Raw genomic sequence first — 21,738 nt, 5'->3', positions numbered from 1 at the left:
TTACGGGTCTTGCTACGATTTTGTCATTAATAATACTTGCTAAATCCTGTAAAGCCGGAGTTTTGAAATTTTAGATTAATGTGCTTATTTCCTTTCCTGTTAATTTTCTATCTTGCGCTATTAATCCTTGATCTTGGAATAATTTAGTTGTTTTTTCGGCATCTATTTCTTGATCTAAAACTTCTCCCATTGCATTTACAAAGCTGTATAATGTAGCGGTATCAACAAAATTTAATATCTTTTTTCTTTGCGTACTATTGTTGCTAGAATTAATTAACACATCTACAAATTGCTCGTTGGCATAATTTTCAACTGCATTAAATAAAATTCTTTTTTGTAATGGAGTAGCATTATTTTTAACTAATTTTAGTATTTCGCTTTCTTCTGCTAAACCAAAATTTGTCTTTATTTCTTTAGCATCTAAATCATCGATATTACTTTTGAAAAGAATATGCTCTATTTGCTTATTACTTAATGGACTTGCCATCAAAGAATTTAATACTTTCTTTTTATTTTGCGTACTTACATCTTCATTCCCATAAGCAAATACTAGACGCTGAAGCGGGTTATTAAGTGCGTTTAAATCTTGCATAGCAATTTCTGCTTTGACCTGCTTTTTAAGAGCGGCAAGCCTTGGATCCTCATTTTTTAATAAAAAAGCTACTGTTTGTTCTGAATTTATTTCACCAAAAACTGCTCTAGCAGCCATTGCTTGGTTAGAAATAGCAGTCATGATTGCTGCATTAGCACAGCTAAGTAAGAATAATTTTGTAAGTTTAGAATTTATATTTTTTGTCATAATATCTAATTCCCCTTTAATAAATATTAACAATTACTTAAAATATTATGTCAAGAAATTTATATTGATGGGTTATAAGGCAGGGTAGTAACGTAGATTTTATATGATAATTTAATATTTATAATAATCGTAATGTTTAATTTTTGTTAACGATTAGTTAATTTATTAATGCCTTGTGGTGCATTATACGATATTACTTCTATACATGCAAGCTATATTATTAAAATTTTCATTATTTTTAAAATGCTTTATAATGATTATTGGATAATAATGGTTACTGCTAGGATTCGACGTCATTGCGAGAAGAATTACGTAGTAATTCGACGAAGCAATCTAGTAAAAAATGCTATAAATTAGCATTTTTTTATTATTTTTGCTGGATTGCCACGCTCCCTACGGTCGCTCGCAATGACGAGTTGGTATCCACGCGGGCAACGCCGGCTTGACGACGGTATGACAATAATTTCTTTATAGGTACATAAATTGTCTCTCAAAACCAAATTACTTTTTATTACAATCAGCGGCATTATAATATTATATTTTGCTATTCTTCCTGCTCCATTGCTTAAAGATATAAGCTTCTCACAAAGAGTATTTGATCGAAGCGGCGAGTTAATGCGTATTTCACTTTCTAAAGACGACAAATATAGGATATTCACTCCTATAAGTGAAATACCGGCAAGTTTTATAGAAGCAGTATTGTTATATGAAGATAGGCATTTTTACAAACATTTCGGCATTAACCCCGTTTCTTTAGCCAAAGCTTTTTATTCTACTTATTTACAGAATAATCGTAAAATAGGCGGCTCTACTATAACAATGCAAGTAGCACGTTTAAGATACGGGATAAACTCTTCTACTATTCTTGGCAAAATCCATCAAATCATTAAAGCTATTCATGTAGAGCTACATTATTCAAAAAATGAAATCCTAGAAGCTTATCTAAACCTAGTGCCTTATGGTAGTAATATTGAAGGGATAACAGCCGGCAGTTATATTTACTTCAATCGTGACCTAAAAGATTTAAATTTGCTCGATATTCTAAGCCTTGCAGTAATCCCACAAAATCCTCTTAAAAGAGGCGGGAATGATATTAATATTTTTAAAGCACGTAAATATCTATTTACCGAGTGGCTAACGACTCACCCACAAGATATTATTTATAATAAGTTAATTAGTTTGCCGATTAAATTTAATCAAAATAAAAATCTTCCTTTTATCGCACCGCATTTCACTTTAGATATCCTGGCAAATAATGATAGTCCTATTATACGTACTACTATAGATAAGAATCTGCAAACTACTATAGAAAAGCAAGTCCGGCTATATATTAATAACCTGAAAAAATACGGCATTAATAATGCTTCCGTAATTCTTATTGATTTTACTACTATGGAAGTGCTTGCAAGCGTTGGTTCAGGTGATTTTTTTAATAACGATATTTGCGGACAGATTAACGGCACCAAAAGTCAAAGATCTCCAGGCTCAGCTTTAAAACCGTTTGTCTATGCACTTAGTTTTGATCAATCACTAATACATCCGTTAACTTTACTAAAGGATACACCTACTTACTACGATCATTATAAACCGGAAAATTTTGATAGCAGATTTACAGGAGGATTAAGTGCTAAAGAATCGTTAATAAAGAGCCGTAACGTACCTGTAATATTTCTGGCGTCTAAGTTAAAAAACCCGAATTTTTATGAGTTCTTACAACAAGCAAAAATTAGCGGCTTACGAAAACCTGAAAATTATGGCTTATCTATAGTACTTGGCACAGCAGAAATTACTCTTGAAGAGTTAACTACTCTTTATGCTATGCTTGCTAATTTCGGTACTTATAAACCGCTTAGGAAAATGCTTTCTACGTCATTGCGAGGAGAGGCAAAGCCTCGACGCGGCAATCTAGAACAAAATAATACAAACTCTACTAGATTGCCACGCTCCTTTCAGTCGCTCGCAATGACAATGATATCCCCCGAAGCAAGCTATCTAACACTTGATATTATAAAAGATACGACTCGTCCTATTACCTATAACAATACAAAGCATAACTTACCGATTTATTGGAAAACAGGTACTTCTAGCTCATTTAGAGACGCACTTAGCGTAGGCATATTTGGAAAATACGTACTTGCCGTTTGGGTTGGAGATTTCAAAGGCCAAACTCACGGAACATTTACAGGTAATATTTCTGCGGCCCCTTTATTCTTTAATGTTATAGAATCAATAGCCCAGCCAAATAAAGATGAGGATTTAATCCTTTCAAAAATTAATGAACTAAATATTACTAAAGTAAAAGTTTGTGCAGATACGGGAGATATCGATAACGATATGTGTCCGGTTAAAGCAGAAGCCTTATTCATTAAAGGCAAATCACCGATAAAACAATCCGGTATTTATAGAAAAATGTTGATAGATTTAAAAACCGGTATGCCTGCTTGCAACTTTATTAAAGGACAAACAGAATATAAAACAGTAAATTTATGGCCGACGGATATGCTTTCGGTTTACCAAAAAGCAGGAATACATATATTACCGAAACCGATACCCACAAACTATTGCAATAGGTTGATAAATTGGCATCATCAGAAACCTAAAATTATATACCCGTTAAGAAATTCCATACATTCAATTAAAGATAGTGATAATATTACTTTTAGTGCGATTAGCGATAATAAAACCAATAACGTTTTTTGGTTTGTAGATAATGAATTAATAGCAACCGCAAAATCAAACGAACCTGTAATATGGAAAGCAAAAACCGGTGAATTTATTATTAGAGCTATCAGTGATAGCGGCGAAAACGACAGTATAAAAATTTATATTAAAGAATAAATTAGTGGTTATATATGAAATCTAAAATTCCCACAGAACTTGATATTAAATCTTTAACAGAAGAAGAAACTGCTCTTGATTCTTTAAAAAGAAAATATTCTAAATGGATTGACTGAAGTTAATTATTCACTAATACAAGCAGGAAAAACATCAGAAGCTACAGTAGTAATAGGATTACCTTATAGCGGAAAAAGCACATTTTTAAATGCTCTTGAAAACAACCTCAAGATTATCGAAAACGGTGAAGAATTTATATTTGATAAATTATTTGATTTTGAAACAACACCGGAAATTAAGCATAAATATGAACCAGCTATATATTATCCCAAAAAATTTGAAATTGCAGAAAAAGTATTTTGGGAATGCTCTAACGGAGTACCCGATCCAGTTCAAGAGTTAATTAATGTATTTTTCATTAAAAAGCTAGTTCAAATGACCGATAAATTAAAATTTATTGCAATAGTAGATGCAGGAACAATAATACCCGGCAACTTTAATGATATTCTACCAGGCTTTAACAATATTTTTCCTAAAAAAGAACACATAAAATTAAATGGAAATATTATATGTGTAATAACAAAATATCATGAAAATAATCACAATAAAATTATACCAATATTACAAAACGTTACCGCTAATAATGATATATTAGAATTTTCAGATATAAAATTTTTCCATAAACCTACTTCTCAAGATGAAGAAATAAAGCTCACCCTAGAGCTAAACGATCTAGAAGAGATAGCAGGAGTACAAAATCTAGAGATAAAGAAACTAAGTTCATTTCTAAAGGAACAAGATAGTCTTATAGAAAATTTATATATACAAATACAGATAAATGTAGAATGTATAACTAATACTATCCAATCAATTTTCAGAGATTTTAATATATCTACATCTCTTAACTGTGTAAAATTTTCAGATAATAATAACTATGATGAGTATGTTAAACCATATTTACCAAGTTCTTCAATACAATATCCAGCTATAAAAAACTCTTTCTTATTTTGAAGGATTAGCACAATTATCGGAACTTCAAACTATTATATCAAACAAACAAGATAATAACCTTATAGAGGCAATATTTCAAATTTTAGACTCTATTGAGAAGTTCACTGATAATAACCAGGTTATTCAAGCCTACCGATATGTATTAAACCTACAAATTAAAGAATTATCATTATTTGAAGAAATGTTACCTACAACATGGTCTAGGTCCAATGATTGCTATAGTTCCTTAATTGAAATATGTGATTTATTCGTACAAAATAACTATTTATCTTCTATAAAAAATATAAAACCTGAAAATAATAAACCGGTGCAATATTATCAAGAAGCCATAAAGTGGTTAAGTAAATATCCTGACAAGACGGAAAGTAATTAAAACTATAGCTAGCTGCTACTCTAAAATAGGCGATATATTGAGCGAAGAAGAAGATTATAAGGGAGCTTTAGCTAATTATAATGCAGCCCTAACATGTAATGAAGAGCTTAAAGAAATGTACGATAAAATCGGTGATATGCTATTTAACTTAGGACGTGAAGATTCAGCTATCATATTTTATAGAAAGAATAATAAATTAGACTCTATATTAGAATGTTATACCAGTCTTATAGATAAGGCTGAAAAGCCTATAAAAAAATATGATTCATATATAATATACCAAGGAAACGAACTTCGCTTTCAAAAACAACAGGAAGCAGATGCTGCAGAATCATATTTTAAAGCAGCCGGCGTTGTACATGATCCTAAAAAACAACAAAATGCAATCCTTATGGCATACAATACTTTCTTAGGAAACCCCAATAATAATGCAATTCAACAACTGGATATTTCAGAGCAACAACAAAGAAAAGAGTATTTTAAAGATATAATCGGCGACATTATTGATCCGTGACCGTCCACTAGTGTTGAGCGGCTTATTATTCCTCTTTGTCATCCTGTGGTCAAGCGGACCTTGTTGCATGGTTCTTATGTCATTCCTGCGAAAGCAGGAATCCAGAAAAAAAGTATAAATACAGAAAATTTTTGAAATTAAAAGCTCGATTTATCTCGCTTTATGCTGGATTCCTGCTTCCGCAGGAATGACACCGAGTACTTTTCTTGAGCCATGCAACAACGCTGGTCAAACGAACTAGGTGACAGTGAACGGTCACCTTAACAAATCATTAATGCTTACTTTAGATCTAGTAGTTTTATCGACTTGCTTTATGATGACTACGCAGTAAAGCCCAGGCTTACCGGCTTCCTTAGCAGGTAATACTCCTGGAACTACGACAGAATAAGCCGGAATTCTGCCGTAAATAATTTCACCTGTATCTCTATATACTATTTTTGTAGAGCTACCGATAAACACTCCCATACTAATTACTGCTCCTTCTTCTACTATTACCCCTTCTGCTATTTCCGATCTTGCACCGATAAAACAATTATCTTCAATGATAACGGGCTTTGCTTGTAGCGGTTCAAGCACCCCTCCTATTCCCGTGCCACCTGAAATATGGCAATTCTTACCAATTTGAGCACATGAGCCGATAGTAGCCCATGTATCAATCATTGTTCCCTCATCTATATAAGCACCTATATTAATGAAAGAAGGCATAATTACAACATTTTTAGCTATATAAGTACCGGTTCTAACAACAGCTCCGGGAACTTTACGTATAGCTGCTTCTTTGAATATATTTTTATCAGTATCCGCAGAAAATTTAGGAGCAACTTTGTCATACCAACTATTATAATTGTTATTATAAAGTTGCGATTCCGTAGTGATAAAATATAGCAATATAGCTTTCTTTACCCATTCATTAACTTCCCAACTATTTTCTTTCTTTTCACAAACACGAATTGTACCTTGATTTAAGCTTTCTATAATATCATTAAGAGTTTTTTTTAATGTTATAAGCTTTGAAGAATCTTGAAGAAGTTTGTCCTTAATTTGCCAAGCTTCTTCAATTTCTTTAATAAGAGAGGACATAATCTTTTAACTGTTTTATTGCCAAAAATAATAAATGAGATTATCATAAAGTCAAACATAATAATTATAATTAACTATGTATATTACTTGCCCAAATTGCCAAACAAGATTTATTGTTACAAGCAATCAAATAGGTATTAAAGGACGACGAGTAAAATGTTCTAAATGTAGTCATTCATGGTTTCAAAAATTAGACTATAATACGAGTAAATTAAATGACTTTAAAGATAAAGTAAACACGGAAACTATTAAAACTCCTATTAAAAATCATTATAATGCTAATGTGCCGGTTATTTTACCGTATATTCCTCCTAAGAAAAAATATAATATATTTCCAATATTATGGACTAGCTTTATAATTTTTTGTTTAGTGATATTACTAATAGATAGCTTTAAATTCTTAGGTAAATATGATCAATTAAAAATAGAGGAAATTAATTTAGGAAAATCTCGTCATATAGGCGGTATGAAGATATTTTATAAATTATCTAATCAGTCTGATTATTTAATTTCTGATCCTATAATCAAAGTTAGAGTAATGGATAGTAATAATCAAGCTTTAGATGAATATGTATCAATTACAAAACTACAAACAAAAATCCCTGCAAAACAAGCAATATATCTAGAAATGAATATTGAAGGGATCCCTGTTACAGCAAAATATATTGATATTGCTATAGGTAATAGATTAGGACTTTTATTTAAGTGAGGATGTTGCTTGCGTGGACCGGTAAATGCTCTTTATGTCATTCTTAGCTAAAAGCGGGAATCCAGAAAAAAAGTATAAATACAGAAAATTTTTGAAATTAAAAGCTCGATTTATCTCGCTTTATGCTGGATTCCTGCTTCCGCAGGAATGACATCGGTATCCACACAACAATGCCTCCTCGCAATGACGACTCGGTATCCACACAGGCAATGCTTAGGCTATGTAACAACGTCACTTAAAAATAAAAATACCCATAAGCCGAAACTTATGGGTATTACTAAAGATATAATAATTTTTATTATCGCGTATTAGGAAACACCACAACTTGAGCTACTAGTATCTGATACCATACTAACAATATCTGGAGCTTTAAATAATATAATGATTGCAGTAACTACTACTAAAGCTACTTCCCACTGCAATTTTCCTCTTAATGTTTGAATTCCCAGAACAATTATACCGACAACAGCTATACCTCTTGCAGTATTGCCTCTGAATACTTTAATTAACTTACACAATGCATCACCTACAGGATCGCCGACACTACTACCTAAGCTATCAAAAGCTACCATAATAATAGCCACGCTTAGAATAGTAAATAGTATGCGTAATGATAGATTATAATCGATTAATTCTTCGTTTAATTTACGAATAGGAAAGTTCATATGTTTTACCTCAATAAAATAATTAGCATTTAAAAAATAATGTATAATTTATTTATATATAAATCAACTCCTAAATATATGCAATTTTAATTAATATGCAAAAATATTTTAAAAACACTTATTTTAAGTAACATTATAATCACATATAGTATAATTTAGCTTCCAAATATATAAACAAACGTAAATAAAAATAACCAAACCACGTCCACAAAATGCCAGTACCATGCAGCAAATTCAAACCCTAAATGTCCATTACCTTCTGTAGTAAAATCTCCTCTTTTTGCTCTAAAGTAGCAAACTATTAGAAATATAGTACCTATAATTACATGAGCTCCATGAAAACCCGTGGCTAAATAAAAATTAGAAGCATATATACCATCCGTGAATTTAAACGCCGCATGATAATATTCATATGCTTGCATAGTTGTAAAAAATATTCCAAGCAATATGGTAAGAGCAAGTGCAGTTACGCAATCTTTTTGATTTTTTTCTTCTAAGGCATAGTGAGCCCAAGTAACGGTAGTACCCGATAAGAGTAGTATTAAAGTATTGATAAAAGGAATATCAAATGGATCAAAAGTTTTAATTGTAGGTGGAGGCCAAATTCCCTGCTTTACAACCCATACACCGTCTAAAAGACCTACGGGTGATAGACTTGATTTAAAAAAAGAAGCAAAAAATACACCAAAAAATACTATTTCCGTTAAAATAAATAACGCCATACCTATTTGTAAACCTTTTCTAACAGGACTAGTATGCTGATGTTCGACTATTCCTTCTTTCACTACATCTCTCCACCAAGAATATAAACAGTAACCTACTGAAATAACTCCTGCAGATAAAATATATATATTAAATTTGTAGCCATGCATGAACGAAACGCCGCCTATAACCAAAAGAAGTAAAGCAAAAGATGTTAGGACGGGCCAAGGGCTTGGGTCTACTATATGGAATAAGTGCGATTTAGTAATAGGATGTGAATTTGGATTCATATTTTATTTTATCATTTTCTAATTATACTTACGAATTATACGAAGATCAACTTGGAAAAGAGAGCAATGAGTCTATAAGTCGAGGAGCGGAGCGTATAATAAACATTCAGTATTCGAGGACTTACAAAGACGAGATAGTCAATTTTTCAAGTTCTATCTTAGTATATAAATAAATATAAATTATTATTGATGTAAAAGCAAATTCTAGAAGCAGATTATATAGAAAATATAACCTCATAACTCAGAATTACATTATTTATTATTAATGACAACTAAAATCTCTTGACTCTTTATATTATTCAACTAATATATAGACCGCTAATAATGTTTAAGCTCCATTGTTGCAAGACCAATCTGTCAAAACTTAACATTAAGTTATGCCAGGGGTCTATTATTATAAGTGAGTAAAATCATGAAGTATAATGGAGGTTGTTGTCTTACAGCAACGGAGCTTAACCCCTGGCACCTATTATTTATTAATTCTAGATTAGGTTTAGGCATAAATTAAATAAAGGAATTGCGAGTAGTATTAGCTTATGTTTAATAAAAATAAAGATTTATTAATTCTAAAAAATACAAATGCAAAAAATAAAGAAAAAATTAGAAAAAAGTTTTTCTTTTCATCACCGTTTTTAATAATATTATTAATGTTTTTTTATTATCTTCTTAATATCTTAGAAGTAAAATATTTCTAGATTTTTCAACTAATTAAGCTGTTAACTCTAAATTTTCTTACTTAAAATTATAGAGATACGACAAATTATCTTCACTATTTTACTAGTTATTTCTGCAAATACTGCCTCAGTACTATCATTCATTATAGCAATATTTTTATGTTCGATTTCATCAAGTCGAAATTTAATAATATTATTTAATAATTCCGGCTCAACATTTTTATTTTCTAAATAATTTATTTGCTGTTCATAATGCTTTTCTATTACTTCTTCTACACTCTCGGTAACAAGCATCGCTGTTTTTATTCCCATCAAGGAAGATAAAGCACCAAGTAAAAATCCGTAATGATGCCAAAAAAATAATAAAAACGTGGGTCTTACTTCTTTTTCTAGTAATTTTTTTTCAAAATAATTTAGATGGACCTCTTCGTGATCAAGCATTTCTTTAATTAATATATGATCATTCTGAGATTTGATATATTTTAGCTGCCCTTGATAAATTCTTTTTGCCCCATACTCCCCGGCATGATTAACTCTAATTATTTCGTGAATTTGTTTGTCAGGGTCAGAAAAATCAGGTCTAGGCATAATGTATACTCGTTTAATTTGAAAAATTGGCTACGTCGTCTTATAAGAGCTGCGGTGCTCACGTATTAAGTATACGCTCAGCTCCTCGCCTTATAGTCTCCTTGCTCTTTTCCAAATTAAACTTCGTCTACTCTTCATTTACTTTAGAGTATACTTTGGAATAAATCGAAACTAGCAGGATTTAATTTATAATCCACCTCCGCTTGCTGTAACAGTTTTAAAGTCTCTAAACATTCAGTTAGGCTAAGACTGTTTGCTATCTTTGTAAAATCATTAATATATTGATAGAAAATCGGTGGTGATAATGATTTTATTGCGAGTTCCAAACTCTCACCGTTTTTTATTTTCGACAAAACTATATATAAATTTAAATAATGCCTTATTAATGCTCTAATAATTAAAACTTCATTGATATTTTGTTTTTTTAATATTTCCAGCTCTTGCAGAAAATTACTATAATCTTTTTTTGAAAAATACATTGCTAAATCACTACCGTTTGCCGTAATTTCGCTACTTATAACTTTTAGAACATCGTTTAAAGTAATTTCTCTTCGATCATGAACAAAATATATCAATTTATTTATTTCGCTACAAATTAAATCATGATCACCTTTTAAATGAGCTTTTAAATAAGTGATAGCCTCTTTACTTATAATTTTATTAGTTTTTTCTACTTTACCTAAAATAATTCGTTCAATTTTTGCTTCATCGTCATGATAACAAGCAACTGCCGCTAAATATTCTTCTGTTTCAAAAAACTTTTTAAAGCTCCCGCTTGAAGTAATTTCCTCACCTATAAATACAGGAAAATTTATATAATCATTGTTTAGAATTGTTTTTAAATTCTTATCGATTGAATTCCCAACCGATCTAATTTTAATTAATTCTTTTTGACCAAAAAAATTAGGCGAATTAAGTAATATTTCTAAAGATGAAATATTAAGATCTGAGTATTCTATAGAAGTTTGTAGCATATTTAAGCTTTTTACTAAATGCTTACAAATTTTTTCTATATAACCTTTATCAGGACCGTATAGTAAAAGAGCTCTAATCTTTCCGGCTTTTATTAGTTCAAATAATCTACCTATTTGTGAAAAATAAAATTTCATAGCTTAACTATTTCCGTGTAAAATATAAAATTAATCTGCTACGAATTTCTTCTGCTGCTTGATATGCCAAGTCTATTCCTGTTTCATCTCTTTCAACATTTGTTGCATATGGTGTAAAAATAGCATTATATGACGTGTTTTGGTAAAACTTCTCTTCAATTAAAACCTTTTGGCTTTCTATATCAATTAATTTATACCTAACTAATTGATTAATATATTCCCTTAAAACATTGGAGTTTTTTTCAATAGTAGCAGGCATAGTTGTTGCGATAAGCTCTGCTTTAAGCAGGTATTTTGCTTTTGCTTTCTGAGGTAAAATACTAGTTAAACGATGATAAAACTCAGCTCCTTCAATTGTTCTAATCGGTTCAACTTTAATAGTTTCTAAATCATTATTTCTAGTGTATTTTTCACTATATACCGGTTTTAAATTACAACTCATTAGAAAGAATATAATTACTACAAATAAAGAACGCATATACTAGATTAAGATTGGTTTTTTATATTAATAACAGTTTATTTCGATTTTGTGAAAGAAAATTATAATAATTAGCATTTGTTAATACTTATAGTAATAATATATTAATTTATGTTGACATTTATAAACAAGACTTATATATTTTTGCCGCTTCAAAATAAATTTAAGGTATTATATTATGAAATTGGAAAGCTTTATACAAAAAATAGCTAACTTAAGCAATAAATGCTTAGAGCTATACCAAAATGTAACCACCACTATAAAAGATATGTATAAATCTTATTTTCCAACAAAATCAACTTTTCAAGAAATAAAATCGCATTCAGAGAGCTTAGCCGAATCCATAACACCTAAAATGGATTTTGTTAAAAATGATGAAATATTGCAAGGTAAATTAGTGCGTATTGAGGAGCATATGCTACAAAAAACAACCTATATAGCTAGTGAAGATGGGATAATAACACCTGTTTGCGGCTATGATTCATACAAAACAGCGTACTATCAAGTTGAAGCACTAGGAAAAGAAATACCTGTCACTGAGTTATAATTTTTAAGCTTAAAATACTTTATAGGTAAGTTTTACATACTTACCGTTTTTTATTAAAGAACTCTCTACATCTTCCTTGCAAATCTAATACTCTATATTAAATTTACAAGGAAGAGGCTTGTCTAATAATTTACAAATTTTCTATACAATCTCCATTTATTATATGCTTAGTGTTTCCAATTATAAACATCTCATTTTTTAAATATTCTTGCATATCTTCTTCCCAATTATTACATGGTGTTATATTGTATTTTGATGATTCTATAGGAATTCGATCTTTAACATCGCGAGTGTAAGTTTGTAATATTTCTACTATCTCTACCCTACTTCCATAATATGTAGAATAATCTAATGGAGTAAGACCTGAAGCATCTTTTTTTGTTACTAAAGTAGGCTCTGCCTGTAATAGAATTTCAATAACGTCTTTATTATTAACTCCTGCAATTGCCGAATGTAATACCGATAGCCCCTGAAGAGTCTTAGAATCTATAGAATCCCGATTTACTTTTAAGATTGCTATCACTAACTCTTTTTTACCATGCTCAGCCGCTTCGTGTAATAAGGCAGTGGGATTATTTTCAATACATACCTTTAATGCACTATTAAAATCTTTTATGCCGCTTTTTGTTTTATCTTTAAATAACACTTCCAGCTCCTCTATATCACTCTTTACCGATGCAGGTTTCATTTCTCTCTCTGAATCGGGGGAATTTAGGCTTGGAGTTTTATATTGACTTAAATCTGATGTAGGTAAAGTAGGTATTTTTTGTTTTCTCATTAATTCTCCTAAATTTATTAATTATTTCAGGAGGAATTGTTAATTAGTTTTTTCCGTCATTGCGAGGAAATTATGAAATAATTTACGAAGCAATCTTAGGATATTTGACGAGATTGCCACGCAGCCTAAGGCTGCTCGCAAGGTGTTGTTGCGTGGATCAGTTTTACCTCTGTCATCCCGTGGTCAAGCCACGGGGTGACACAGTAGGTTTTATCGATCCACGCAACAAGGCCTGCTCGCAGTGACGACTTTAGTATCCACGTAGGAATATTATAGTATAGTGAACAACACTGAGATAATTTGCAATTCTCCTAAAATTAAGATTATAAATTTAGGAGTAATAACGCAACAAACCGAGTTGAATTGATTGCGACTTAATTGATTAAGAATTGTTAATTTATCACAATCGATTAGTTACTGAAGTTTTATATTTTCCATATCCCAATCATGAGAAACAGTATTATACTTTAATATATAAGGCTTGGTATCTATAGAATCCAAGGTTACATCGGCAATCATATCATCATGTGAGGAGATAAGTTCGTTATAACCGAAATTAGCGTAATAAGGTTGATAATTTTTAAATCTAACCGTTATAAATTTCTCTTTAGTAATAGCAGGTAAGAATTTCACCAAATCTTCAAGATTACTTAAAGCCAAATCTTTCATCTCAAAAATTTGTAATCTATAAACATTTTTATAATCTTTGGTAAAGAATGTCGGTATAGAGCTAAAGCTACTACCGGATTGAACGGAAGCTATACTTAAAGCTTTAAGCGGGACACCTGATTTATTACTAAAATAGTCATCGGCTTCAAAAAATACCGCACCGCCGAAATTTATCATTTTAGCGATTTTATTATTGTTCACATCATATAAATCTACTGCTTGTTCTAGCTTTTTTCCATCACGAAATATAGTAAGCTTAATAGCTATTCCTTTGAAATTATCCATTTCTCTATCAAATAATGCTAGATTGCCACCGAGTTCCTTATCATTAACTGCCCAAATAATATCACCGGCTTTTAAAGATTTTTCAGCAGGCGAACCGGCTAGAACTACCTTAACGCTTATCACCCTATTTCTACTATCAGGAAATTTATTTATATATTTATCCATTTCTTCTTTAGGGAAATTATGATGTCTAACTGCTTTATTTAAAGAATATAACTCGCTTATTATTCCTATATGTTTTCTGCTTGGTTGTTTATTATTCTTTAAACTTTCTAAGGTGCGAGCTACATAATCACCGTGCAGTGCTAGAGAATGAGTTTTACCGCCGCCGTATAATACTCCTATAGCCTCAATCTTATCGTTTAGTACCGGTGAACCGCTAGCACCGCCAGTACTATTTAAATTAATAACATAAGTACATTGCGGCATTAAACCTTCAATATTATAAAGATCGGACAAATAACCGGTATGGAAAGAAAAACCTTTTGCTTCCGTGTTACCGACTACAAAAACCTTTTGATTTAATTTTGGAATCTCATTTGAGAAAGCTATTTGTGTTGCCGACGCCGGTATATCTTTGCTCTCTACTTTTAAAACGGCATAATCCTGCCAAATATCGTAATAGATAAGTTTTGCTTCTGCCTGCTCACCATTATAAAAAGTAACAAAATAAGTTCCGATAGACGCACCGCCGACAACATGAGTATTAGTAATTATATAACCGTTGTTCTTATCGTTAATAAATCCCGTTCCTGTCCAACTACTTGTATCATCATATGCCGATACGGCAATTCTAGTATCAATTGTTACGATTGCTTTCTTCGCTTTTTCAAATATAGCACTGCTTGCTTCAGAAGATGCTAAAACTACATTATTTAGGAAAACTAAATTAATAATACATAAAAGTTTTAGTAAAATCGGTAGTTTTTTCATTTTCACCTCTTGTAAAATCATTTAAGCCGCACTATATCAAATAAAAAGTCATAGCACAATAATTAAAGGATTTGTTATGTGGCTCGAGTAATAACCAAAATTGTCATTGCGAGCAGCCGTAGGCTGCGTGGCAATCCAGGAAATTAATAAAAAAATGCTATGCATTTTTTACTGGATTGCTTCGTCAAAATTTTCAATTTTTCCTCGCAATGACGAAAGAATCGAATCATATAGACAACACTAAACAAAAAATAAAAAAGAAAACGAGGAATCTTATGGGAAAAGTAATAGGTATCGACCTTGGGACTACTAACTCTTGTGTTGCAGTCATGGAAGGTAAAGAGCCAAAAGTAATAGAAAATTCAGAAGGTGAGAGAACTACGCCGTCAATAATAGCTTTTGCAAACGGCGAAAAATTAGTTGGACAATCAGCTAAGAGACAAGCAGTAACCAACCCTCGCAATACTATATATGCGGTAAAGAGATTAATCGGTAGAAATTTTACCGATCCTATGGTTAAGAAAGACCAAGATATCGTACCGTATAATATAGTTAAAGCCGATAACGGTGACGCATGGGTCGAAGCGGATAACAATAAATATTCACCAAGCCAAATTAGTGCTTTTATTTTACAAAAAATGAAAGAAACCGCAGAGAATTATTTAGGCGAAAAAGTAACACAAGCAGTAATAACCGTGCCTGCTTATTTCAATGATGCACAACGTCAAGCAACAAAAGATGCCGGTAAAATCGCAGGTCTTGAGGTCCTTAGAATAATTAACGAACCGACTGCTGCAGCTCTTGCTTACGGTTTTGATAAATCGGCAAGTAAAACTATTGTAGTATACGATCTTGGCGGCGGAACATTCGATGTTTCAATTCTTGAAATCGGTGACGGTGTTTTTGAAGTAAAATCAACGAACGGTGATACATTCCTTGGCGGCGAGGATTTTGATACAAGAATATTAAACCATTTAATAGATGTATTCAAAAAAGAAAGCGGTATAGATTTACGTAATGATCCTTTAGCACTTCAACGTTTGAAAGAAGCGGCAGAAAAGGCTAAAAAAGAGCTATCTTCCGCAGTAACTACCGATATTAATTTACCTTATATTACAGCTGATAGTACAGGACCAAAACATTTAAATATTAAATTTACTAGAGCAGAACTCGAAAAATTAGTAGATGATTTAATTGAAAAAACCGTTGAGCCTTGCCGTAAAGCGTTAAAGGATGCAGGTTTAAAAGCTTCTGATATTCAAGAAGTAGTCTTAGTAGGCGGTATGACTAGAATGCCGAAAGTACAAGAAGCCGTAAAAAAATTCTTCGGACGTGAGCCGCATAAAGGCGTAAATCCTGATGAGGTTGTAGCTCTTGGTGCTGCTATTCAAGGCGGAGTACTTAATAAAGAAGTAACGGATATATTATTATTAGACGTTACGCCTCTATCCCTTGGTATTGAAACTCTTGGCGGCGTATTTACAAGGTTAATCGATCGTAATACTACTATACCTACTAAAAAAAGTCAGGTATTCTCAACTGCTGACGATAATCAGCATGCCGTAACTATTAGAGTGTTTCAAGGTGAACGTGAAATGGCAGCTAGTAATAAATTACTTGGTCAGTTTAATCTTGAAGGCATACCTCCTTCACCGAGAGGTGTTCCACAAATAGAGGTAACATTTGATATTGATGTTAATGGAATAGTGCATGTTTCGGCTAAAGATAAAGCAAGCGGTAAGGAGCAGAAAGTAACTATTCAGGCTTCCGGCGGTCTTAGCGATGCCGAAATCGAACAAATGATTAAAGATGCTGAGCAGAATGCCGATGAAGATAAAAAGCGTAAGGAACTTATTGAAGCAAAAAATGCTGCCGATAGTTTAGTTTATTCTACTGAAAAGAGTCTTACGGAGTATGGTGATAAATTATCATCAGAAGATAAAGGAGCTGCTGAAGAAGCACTATCTGCTTTAAAAGCTGTTCTTGAGTCGGAAGATGCTGCTTTAATTAAAGAAAAGACAGAGAGCTTAACTGCAGCTAGTATGAAAATCGGTGAAGCAATGTATAAAGCACAAAGCGAAAGCCAGCCTGCTGAAGAAAATACTGCTAACGATGAAAAAGTAGTAGATGCCGATTTTCAGGATGTAGAGAAGAAGTAAAGACTATTATACAAAACGTCATTAACGTCATTGCGAGCGACTGCAAGGAGCGTGGCAATCCAGAAAAAATAATAAAAAATGCTATAAATTAGCATTTTTTAACTGGATTGCTTCGTCAATTACTTTGTAATTTCCTCGCAATGACGAGAAAGCTGCTCCGATGACAACCCATTTTATAAATTAAATTATGTCACAAGATTATTATCAAATACTAGGCGTTAGTAAAACAGCTAGCCAAGCTGATCTTAAAAAAGCCTACCTTAAATTAGCCAAACAATATCACCCTGATACTACTGACGCTAAAGATGCTGAAAAGAAATTTAAAGAAATAAATAGTGCTTATGATGTTCTAAAAGACGAACAAAAAAGAGCCGCTTACGACCGCTTTGGGCATGATACTTTTCAAAATCAACAGTCACGAGGGGGAGGAGGAAATCACGGCGGTTTTCATCCTGATATTAACGATATTTTCGGCGACTTCTTTAGCGACTTTATGGGAGGTGGTAGAAGAAAGCCTACATCAAGTAAGGCTAGAGGTTCGGATTTAAAATATGATCTGACAATTAACCTAGAGGAAGCATTTCACGGTATAGAAAAAAATATTAGTTTTTCTAGCGAAGTAAAATGCGATACTTGCCACGGCACTGGTTCTGAAAAAGGTGAAACCGTAACTACTTGCGATGCTTGCGGCGGTGTTGGAGCGACTAGAATTCAGCAAGGGTTCTTTACGATCGAACAAGCTTGTCATAAATGCCAAGGTAACGGACAAATTATAAAAAATCCTTGTAAGAAATGTCATGGCATGGGACGTTACCATAAGCAACGAAATTTATCAATAAATATTCCTGCCGGTGTTGAAAACGGTACTAGAATAAGACATACCGGAGAAGGAGAAGCAGGTATTAGAGGCGGAAATAGCGGTGATTTATACGTTGATATAGCAATAAAACCACATGATATTTATAAAGTAGACGGAGCAAATTTACATTGTAAACTACCTATTAGTTTTGTAAATGCCGCTCTTGGAGGAGAGATAGAAGTACCGGTAATTGAAGGTGGGAAAGTCAACTTAACAATTCCGGCAGGCACACAAAACGGTGATCAATTAAGGCTACGCAGCAAAGGTATGTCTAAAATGAGGTCAACTATTAGGGGTGATATGCTTACACATATTCATGTCGAAGTACCTAAAAATTTATCTAAAAGACAACGTGAACTACTAGAAGAATTCAAAAAAGAATCCATAAATGAGAAAGAAAATGACGGCAGCTTTTTTAATAAAATGAAAAGCCTGTGGTCGTGAATTTTGTTTAACTTTCCTATAGAAATAAAACCTCTGATGTTATAAAATATTATTAGACTTCTTGCATAACCTATCTTATTAAAGAGGAATTTGAAGGAAACACGGAACGCAGCACCGCAGCGTATATAAACATACGTGAGGATGCGAGTACCGGATTGACGTACAAATTACCTTTAGAAGGAGGTTATGCAAGAAGTCTATTTGCATAATATTATCCGGAGGTTTTTATGCCTTATAAAAATAATAACGATTTACCTGATTCAGTTAAAAATCATCTTCCGAGCCATGCTAAGGATATTTATCGCGAAGCTTTTAACATGCATTTGAACAATATAAGGATGCCGATAAAAGACGCGGAAATGACTCCAGAGAGACAGTCGCACATAAAGTAGCATGGTCGGCCGTTGAAAAAAAAATACCATAAAGATGATAACGGACACTGGGTGCACTCCTAATAAATGAAGAGTTGATACACACAGGTCAATTTCAAAAAGAGTAATCGGTCTGCAAGACGAGGAGCGGAGCGTATACTTAAACGTTCAATACCGCAGAACTTGCTAGACGACACTGCCAATTTTTGAAATTCACTGAGTATTTTTAAATTGAATCCTTGAAATTCTTTAAGCCTATATGTATATTTAGTTATTAACTGAATTTAAGTTCTTATGAAATTAACAAAATTATTGAGTACCCTTTTAGTTATAGGGTTAGTTTTCAGCGGATGTAAAAGCAAAAAAACCAGTGATGACATAGTAGTTCCTATTCCTACTCTTTATAACGAAGGTGTTACTTTGTTAGAAAAGAAAAAATATAAGAAAGCTGCGGAAGAATTCGGAAGAGTATTTTACCAACATCCGGGTAATGAGATGACCCCACAAGCCGAATTGATGCAGGCTTATTCTTTATTCCTCGCCGCTCAATATGAAGAAGCAGTTGATGTGCTTGATATGTTCATTAATTTGCACCCTGCAAATATTGACATTGCTTATGCATATTACCTTAAAGCATTATCATATTATATGTTAATTTCAGACGTAAATCATGATCAATCTAGAACTTTCCTAGCTAAAGATAGTTTTGAGGACGTAATAGAGAAATTCCCAAATACTAAATATGCTATTGATTCATCTTTGAAAATCGACCTAGTAAATGATCATTTAGCAGGTAAAGAGATGATGGTAGGTCGGTTTTACTTAAAGAAAAAGAATCCGATGGCGGCTATTAATAGATTTGAAGAGGTAATTGATAATTATCAGACTACTTCTCACTCGGTAGAAGCTCTTTACCGTTTAGTCGAAAGCTATATGATGCTTGGGTTACCTGATGAAGCAAAAAAATATGCCTCGGTGCTAGGTCATAACTATCCTGATAGCCATTGGTATAGCTATGCATATAAGTTGGTTAAGTAGTAAGATATTCATGGTTCTTAAAAAGTGTTCGATGTCATTCCCGCGGAAACGGGAACCCAGTACTTTAAAGCTTGATTTATCTCGCTTTACGCTGGATTCCCGCTTCCGCGGGAATGACATAAACGAACCGTGCAACGCAGCTTTTCAAATTCATCGAGTATAACTATGTTTCATAGTCTCTCAGTCAAAAACTTCATTCTGATAGACGAGCTGGAAATTGAGTTTAATAAAGGTTTATGCGTTATTACCGGTGAAACAGGAGCCGGTAAATCTATTTTACTTGACGCTATTTTATTTTGCCTAGGCTATAAAACTTCAAATAATATAATAAAGCGTGGAAAAGATTACGCTGTTGTTAATATAATATTCTCTTTAAATGAAGAGATAAAAAACTTTCTAATCCAAAATTTTATTGAGCCTGAAGAGTTATTGCTTGTAAAATGTTTGCAAAAAGCTGAAGGGCGGAAAAATTTTTTCATTAATAATCAAATAGTTAATAAGGCTATAATGCAGCAATTAGCTACTTATTTATTCGAGCTTCATGGACAAAATAATAATATTTCCCTTCTAGAAGCAAATACGCAGCGTGATATTTTAGATAGTTACGGAAATCTTTTGGACTTCCGAGCCGAGCTTTCCAAATGTTATCAGACTTGGCAAAATACTCGGAAAGAAATTGCCGAAATAACACTTAAACAAAATTCTATAGAACAGGAAATTGATTATTTGAGCTTTGCAACGGAAGAATTAACTAAGCTGAACATTCAAATAGGTGAAGAAGAAAAATTAGCAAATATACGAAAAGATTTGCAAAATAAAGATAAGGATTTACAGCTAATAAAAGATATTCTAGAACAGATTAATACCCCAGAAATAAATACATCGATTAATAGAGCAGAGAAATTATTAGCAAGGCAACAGGACAATAAGCGTTTTGAAGCTATTGCTACAAGCTTAGAGGAAGCATATAATAATCTAGAAGAAGCACGCCAAGAATTATCAAACCTGTTAGATAGTTTTAATAATTATGAGGAATATAATCTTGAAGAAACAGAAGAACGATTATTTTTAATAAAAGCTATTAGCCGTAAATACAATGTTCCTGCGGATGAGTTAGGTGTATTTTTAGATAAATCTTTAGAGCAGCTCGGTATATTAAAAAACAAAATAGCAAATAGTAATGAGTTAAAAACTCAAGAAGTGCTATTACAGAAAAAATATTATGAACTAGCGAGCGATTTATCCGCAAAGCGTCTTATTGCCGCAAAACATCTAGAAGAATCGTTGCATCAGGAACTAAAACAGCTTAAAATGGCGAAAGCAATTTTTGAGATTGAGATAGAAGCTAGAAAAGAGCCAACGGCCGGCGGCAATGACGATATTATGTTTAAAGCTTCTACTAACCCGGGAACGGCAGCGGAAGCAATTAATAAAATCGCTTCCGGCGGTGAATTATCAAGATTCATGCTTGCTTTAAAAACTTCTTTGTTTGATAAAATGGTAAAACCAGCTATTATATTTGATGAAATAGATGTCGGGATTGGTGGAGAGGTCGCAGATAAAGTAGGTGAGCGGTTAAAAAAGCTTAGCTCAGTTACGCAGGTAATAGTTATTACGCACCAGCCGCAAGTAGCAGGTAAAGCGGATTTGCATATAAAAATCGAGAAAACACAGCTAGAGAAAGAAACGAAAGTAACGGTAAAAGCTTTAAATTTAGCTGAAAGACAGGAGGAACTCGCCCGCATGATTTCAGGTAAAACAATCACCGAGGCAAGTTTAAAAGCAGCAAAGGAGTTGTTGCATTTGTAATGAACGTCATTGCTGGGTA

The 21,738-nt window shown here is 32.6% G+C and carries 24 protein-coding genes and 1 pseudogene; 16 read left to right on the top strand and 9 right to left on the bottom strand.

The genetic code is table 11. The features are described from left to right. Nucleotides 1–70: 70 nt before the first annotated feature. Nucleotides 71–799 carry a hypothetical protein gene (locus tag BN1174_RS05240; protein ID WP_040257089.1) on the bottom strand — a complete coding sequence of 243 codons (729 nt, stop codon included), beginning with the start codon at nt 797–799 and terminating at the stop codon, nt 71–73. A 296-nt stretch (nt 800–1,095) separates the two neighbouring features. Between BN1174_RS05240 and BN1174_RS10030 the strand changes: the two genes are divergently transcribed. The 5 genes from BN1174_RS10030 (at nt 1,096) to BN1174_RS05215 (ending at nt 5,532) form a co-directional block, all read left to right on the top strand. Next, a complete protein-coding gene (locus BN1174_RS10030) occupies nt 1,096–1,245 on the top strand; it encodes a hypothetical protein (protein WP_156138499.1) in 150 nt (49 codons plus the stop codon). Nucleotides 1,246–1,282: 37 nt separating this feature from the next. Further along, a complete protein-coding gene (gene pbpC, locus BN1174_RS05230; RefSeq protein WP_040257084.1) occupies nt 1,283–3,637 on the top strand; it encodes a penicillin-binding protein 1C in 2,355 nt (784 codons plus the stop codon). 108 nt (nt 3,638–3,745) lie between these two features. Next, nucleotides 3,746–4,645 (top strand): hypothetical protein, encoded by a 900-nt coding sequence (locus BN1174_RS11800; protein WP_231555807.1) that lies wholly within the window; start codon nt 3,746–3,748, stop codon nt 4,643–4,645. A gap of 181 nt (nt 4,646–4,826) precedes the next feature. Beyond that, nucleotides 4,827–5,018 carry a hypothetical protein gene (locus BN1174_RS10875; RefSeq protein ID WP_197062048.1) on the top strand — a complete coding sequence of 64 codons (192 nt, stop codon included), beginning with the start codon at nt 4,827–4,829 and terminating at the stop codon, nt 5,016–5,018. 37 nt (nt 5,019–5,055) lie between these two features. Then, on the top strand, nt 5,056–5,532 hold the full coding sequence (locus BN1174_RS05215; RefSeq protein WP_040258045.1) for a hypothetical protein: 477 nt from the start codon (nt 5,056–5,058) through the stop codon (nt 5,530–5,532). Between the two features lie 255 nt (nt 5,533–5,787). On the opposite strand, the gene dapD is transcribed toward BN1174_RS05215, so the two are convergent. Continuing rightward, nucleotides 5,788–6,612, bottom strand: a complete 825-nt coding sequence (gene dapD / locus BN1174_RS05210; protein ID WP_040257081.1) for a 2,3,4,5-tetrahydropyridine-2,6-dicarboxylate N-succinyltransferase — start codon at nt 6,610–6,612, stop codon at nt 5,788–5,790. Nucleotides 6,613–6,688: 76 nt separating this feature from the next. Between dapD and BN1174_RS05205 the strand changes: the two genes are divergently transcribed. Beyond that, nucleotides 6,689–7,321: an MJ0042-type zinc finger domain-containing protein gene (locus BN1174_RS05205; RefSeq protein WP_040257079.1), complete on the top strand. Its 633-nt coding sequence runs from the start codon at nt 6,689–6,691 to the stop codon at nt 7,319–7,321. 308 nt (nt 7,322–7,629) lie between these two features. Here the strand turns inward: BN1174_RS05205 and BN1174_RS05200 are convergent, their stop codons facing one another. Both BN1174_RS05200 and BN1174_RS05195 read right to left on the bottom strand, forming a co-directional pair. After that, entirely contained in the window at nt 7,630–7,986 is a 357-nt protein-coding gene (locus tag BN1174_RS05200; RefSeq protein WP_040257077.1) for a TrbC/VirB2 family type IV secretion system protein, read from the bottom strand. 155 nt (nt 7,987–8,141) lie between these two features. Next, nucleotides 8,142–8,978 carry a cytochrome c oxidase subunit 3 gene (locus tag BN1174_RS05195; RefSeq protein ID WP_011271387.1) on the bottom strand — a complete coding sequence of 279 codons (837 nt, stop codon included), beginning with the start codon at nt 8,976–8,978 and terminating at the stop codon, nt 8,142–8,144. Nucleotides 8,979–9,514: 536 nt separating this feature from the next. Between BN1174_RS05195 and BN1174_RS10870 the strand changes: the two genes are divergently transcribed. Next, on the top strand, nt 9,515–9,673 hold the full coding sequence (locus tag BN1174_RS10870; RefSeq protein ID WP_197062047.1) for a hypothetical protein: 159 nt from the start codon (nt 9,515–9,517) through the stop codon (nt 9,671–9,673). A gap of 27 nt (nt 9,674–9,700) precedes the next feature. Here BN1174_RS10870 and BN1174_RS05190 read toward each other — a convergent pair whose 3' ends face one another. The 3 genes from BN1174_RS05190 to BN1174_RS05180 all read right to left on the bottom strand — a co-directional run bounded on the left by BN1174_RS05190 (nt 9,701) and on the right by BN1174_RS05180 (nt 11,827). Beyond that, nucleotides 9,701–10,240, bottom strand: coding sequence for a demethoxyubiquinone hydroxylase family protein (locus BN1174_RS05190; RefSeq protein WP_040257074.1), 540 nt, complete (start codon nt 10,238–10,240; stop codon nt 9,701–9,703). Between the two features lie 143 nt (nt 10,241–10,383). Next, the gene (gene holA / locus BN1174_RS05185; protein ID WP_040257072.1) at nt 10,384–11,349 is read right to left on the bottom strand and encodes a DNA polymerase III subunit delta; all 966 of its coding nucleotides are present in this window, start codon (nt 11,347–11,349) and stop codon (nt 10,384–10,386) included. Between the two features lie 7 nt (nt 11,350–11,356). Then, the gene (locus tag BN1174_RS05180; protein WP_040257070.1) at nt 11,357–11,827 is read right to left on the bottom strand and encodes a hypothetical protein; all 471 of its coding nucleotides are present in this window, start codon (nt 11,825–11,827) and stop codon (nt 11,357–11,359) included. A 178-nt stretch (nt 11,828–12,005) separates the two neighbouring features. Between BN1174_RS05180 and BN1174_RS05175 the strand changes: the two genes are divergently transcribed. Continuing rightward, nucleotides 12,006–12,374 (top strand): hypothetical protein, encoded by a 369-nt coding sequence (locus tag BN1174_RS05175; protein WP_040257068.1) that lies wholly within the window; start codon nt 12,006–12,008, stop codon nt 12,372–12,374. Between the two features lie 130 nt (nt 12,375–12,504). Here BN1174_RS05175 and BN1174_RS11795 read toward each other — a convergent pair whose 3' ends face one another. Next, a complete protein-coding gene (locus BN1174_RS11795) occupies nt 12,505–13,152 on the bottom strand; it encodes an ankyrin repeat domain-containing protein (RefSeq protein ID WP_040257066.1) in 648 nt (215 codons plus the stop codon). Between the two features lie 59 nt (nt 13,153–13,211). Here BN1174_RS11795 and BN1174_RS10015 point away from each other — a divergent pair, with 59 nt between their 5' ends. Next, complete coding sequence (locus BN1174_RS10015; protein WP_156138497.1) at nt 13,212–13,397, top strand: hypothetical protein; 186 nt, start codon at nt 13,212–13,214, stop codon at nt 13,395–13,397. A 169-nt stretch (nt 13,398–13,566) separates the two neighbouring features. On the opposite strand, the gene BN1174_RS05165 is transcribed toward BN1174_RS10015, so the two are convergent. Further along, the gene (locus BN1174_RS05165; RefSeq protein WP_040257065.1) at nt 13,567–15,060 is read right to left on the bottom strand and encodes a S1C family serine protease; all 1,494 of its coding nucleotides are present in this window, start codon (nt 15,058–15,060) and stop codon (nt 13,567–13,569) included. Nucleotides 15,061–15,314: 254 nt separating this feature from the next. Here BN1174_RS05165 and dnaK point away from each other — a divergent pair, with 254 nt between their 5' ends. The 7 genes and pseudogenes from dnaK (at nt 15,315) to recN (ending at nt 21,719) form a co-directional block, all read left to right on the top strand. Continuing rightward, entirely contained in the window at nt 15,315–17,198 is a 1,884-nt protein-coding gene (dnaK, locus tag BN1174_RS05160) for a molecular chaperone DnaK (RefSeq protein ID WP_040257063.1), read from the top strand. 40 nt (nt 17,199–17,238) lie between these two features. Beyond that, a pseudogene (locus BN1174_RS13115) lies at nt 17,239–17,332 on the top strand (lytic transglycosylase domain-containing protein); the annotation flags it as partial. 53 nt (nt 17,333–17,385) lie between these two features. Next, complete coding sequence (gene dnaJ / locus BN1174_RS05155) at nt 17,386–18,501, top strand: molecular chaperone DnaJ (RefSeq protein WP_040257061.1); 1,116 nt, start codon at nt 17,386–17,388, stop codon at nt 18,499–18,501. Between the two features lie 65 nt (nt 18,502–18,566). Then, nucleotides 18,567–18,710 (top strand): palindromic element RPE1 domain-containing protein, encoded by a 144-nt coding sequence (locus BN1174_RS12700; RefSeq protein WP_082022367.1) that lies wholly within the window; start codon nt 18,567–18,569, stop codon nt 18,708–18,710. An 18-nt stretch (nt 18,711–18,728) separates the two neighbouring features. After that, nucleotides 18,729–18,893 (top strand): ChaB family protein, encoded by a 165-nt coding sequence (locus BN1174_RS13110; protein ID WP_408005875.1) that lies wholly within the window; start codon nt 18,729–18,731, stop codon nt 18,891–18,893. 273 nt (nt 18,894–19,166) lie between these two features. Then, the gene (locus BN1174_RS05145) at nt 19,167–19,910 is read left to right on the top strand and encodes an outer membrane protein assembly factor BamD (RefSeq protein WP_040257059.1); all 744 of its coding nucleotides are present in this window, start codon (nt 19,167–19,169) and stop codon (nt 19,908–19,910) included. A 165-nt stretch (nt 19,911–20,075) separates the two neighbouring features. Beyond that, nucleotides 20,076–21,719, top strand: a complete 1,644-nt coding sequence (recN, locus tag BN1174_RS05140; protein ID WP_040257057.1) for a DNA repair protein RecN — start codon at nt 20,076–20,078, stop codon at nt 21,717–21,719. Nucleotides 21,720–21,738: the final 19 nt, after the last annotated feature.

This window comes from Rickettsia hoogstraalii, assembly GCF_000825685.1.
Taxonomy (GTDB): Bacteria; Pseudomonadota; Alphaproteobacteria; order Rickettsiales; family Rickettsiaceae; genus Rickettsia; species Rickettsia hoogstraalii.
Note: the sequence above shows the minus strand (reverse complement) of the source record. Positions and strands in the feature narration are given on the sequence as shown.

Excerpts from the sequence above, each read along its gene's own strand:
- BN1174_RS05165 (WP_040257065.1), bottom strand. The coding sequence starts at position 15,060 with ATGATTTTACAAGAGGTGAAAATGAAAAAACTACCGATTTTACTAAAA.
- BN1174_RS10875 (WP_197062048.1), top strand. The coding sequence starts at position 4,827 with ATGTTACCTACAACATGGTCTAGGTCCAATGATTGCTATAGTTCCTTA.
- BN1174_RS05195 (WP_011271387.1), bottom strand. The coding sequence starts at position 8,978 with ATGAATCCAAATTCACATCCTATTACTAAATCGCACTTATTCCATATA.
- BN1174_RS11795 (WP_040257066.1), bottom strand. The coding sequence starts at position 13,152 with ATGAGAAAACAAAAAATACCTACTTTACCTACATCAGATTTAAGTCAA.
- BN1174_RS05180 (WP_040257070.1), bottom strand. The coding sequence starts at position 11,827 with ATGCGTTCTTTATTTGTAGTAATTATATTCTTTCTAATGAGTTGTAAT.
- holA (WP_040257072.1), bottom strand. The coding sequence starts at position 11,349 with ATGAAATTTTATTTTTCACAAATAGGTAGATTATTTGAACTAATAAAA.
- BN1174_RS05200 (WP_040257077.1), bottom strand. The coding sequence starts at position 7,986 with ATGAACTTTCCTATTCGTAAATTAAACGAAGAATTAATCGATTATAAT.
- BN1174_RS10870 (WP_197062047.1), top strand. The coding sequence starts at position 9,515 with ATGTTTAATAAAAATAAAGATTTATTAATTCTAAAAAATACAAATGCA.
- BN1174_RS13110 (WP_408005875.1), top strand. The coding sequence starts at position 18,729 with ATGCCTTATAAAAATAATAACGATTTACCTGATTCAGTTAAAAATCAT.
- BN1174_RS05205 (WP_040257079.1), top strand. The coding sequence starts at position 6,689 with ATGTATATTACTTGCCCAAATTGCCAAACAAGATTTATTGTTACAAGC.
- dapD (WP_040257081.1), bottom strand. The coding sequence starts at position 6,612 with ATGTCCTCTCTTATTAAAGAAATTGAAGAAGCTTGGCAAATTAAGGAC.
- dnaK (WP_040257063.1), top strand. The coding sequence starts at position 15,315 with ATGGGAAAAGTAATAGGTATCGACCTTGGGACTACTAACTCTTGTGTT.
- BN1174_RS05175 (WP_040257068.1), top strand. The coding sequence starts at position 12,006 with ATGAAATTGGAAAGCTTTATACAAAAAATAGCTAACTTAAGCAATAAA.
- recN (WP_040257057.1), top strand. The coding sequence starts at position 20,076 with ATGTTTCATAGTCTCTCAGTCAAAAACTTCATTCTGATAGACGAGCTG.
- BN1174_RS05145 (WP_040257059.1), top strand. The coding sequence starts at position 19,167 with ATGAAATTAACAAAATTATTGAGTACCCTTTTAGTTATAGGGTTAGTT.
- dnaJ (WP_040257061.1), top strand. The coding sequence starts at position 17,386 with ATGTCACAAGATTATTATCAAATACTAGGCGTTAGTAAAACAGCTAGC.
- BN1174_RS05240 (WP_040257089.1), bottom strand. The coding sequence starts at position 799 with ATGACAAAAAATATAAATTCTAAACTTACAAAATTATTCTTACTTAGC.
- BN1174_RS05190 (WP_040257074.1), bottom strand. The coding sequence starts at position 10,240 with ATGCCTAGACCTGATTTTTCTGACCCTGACAAACAAATTCACGAAATA.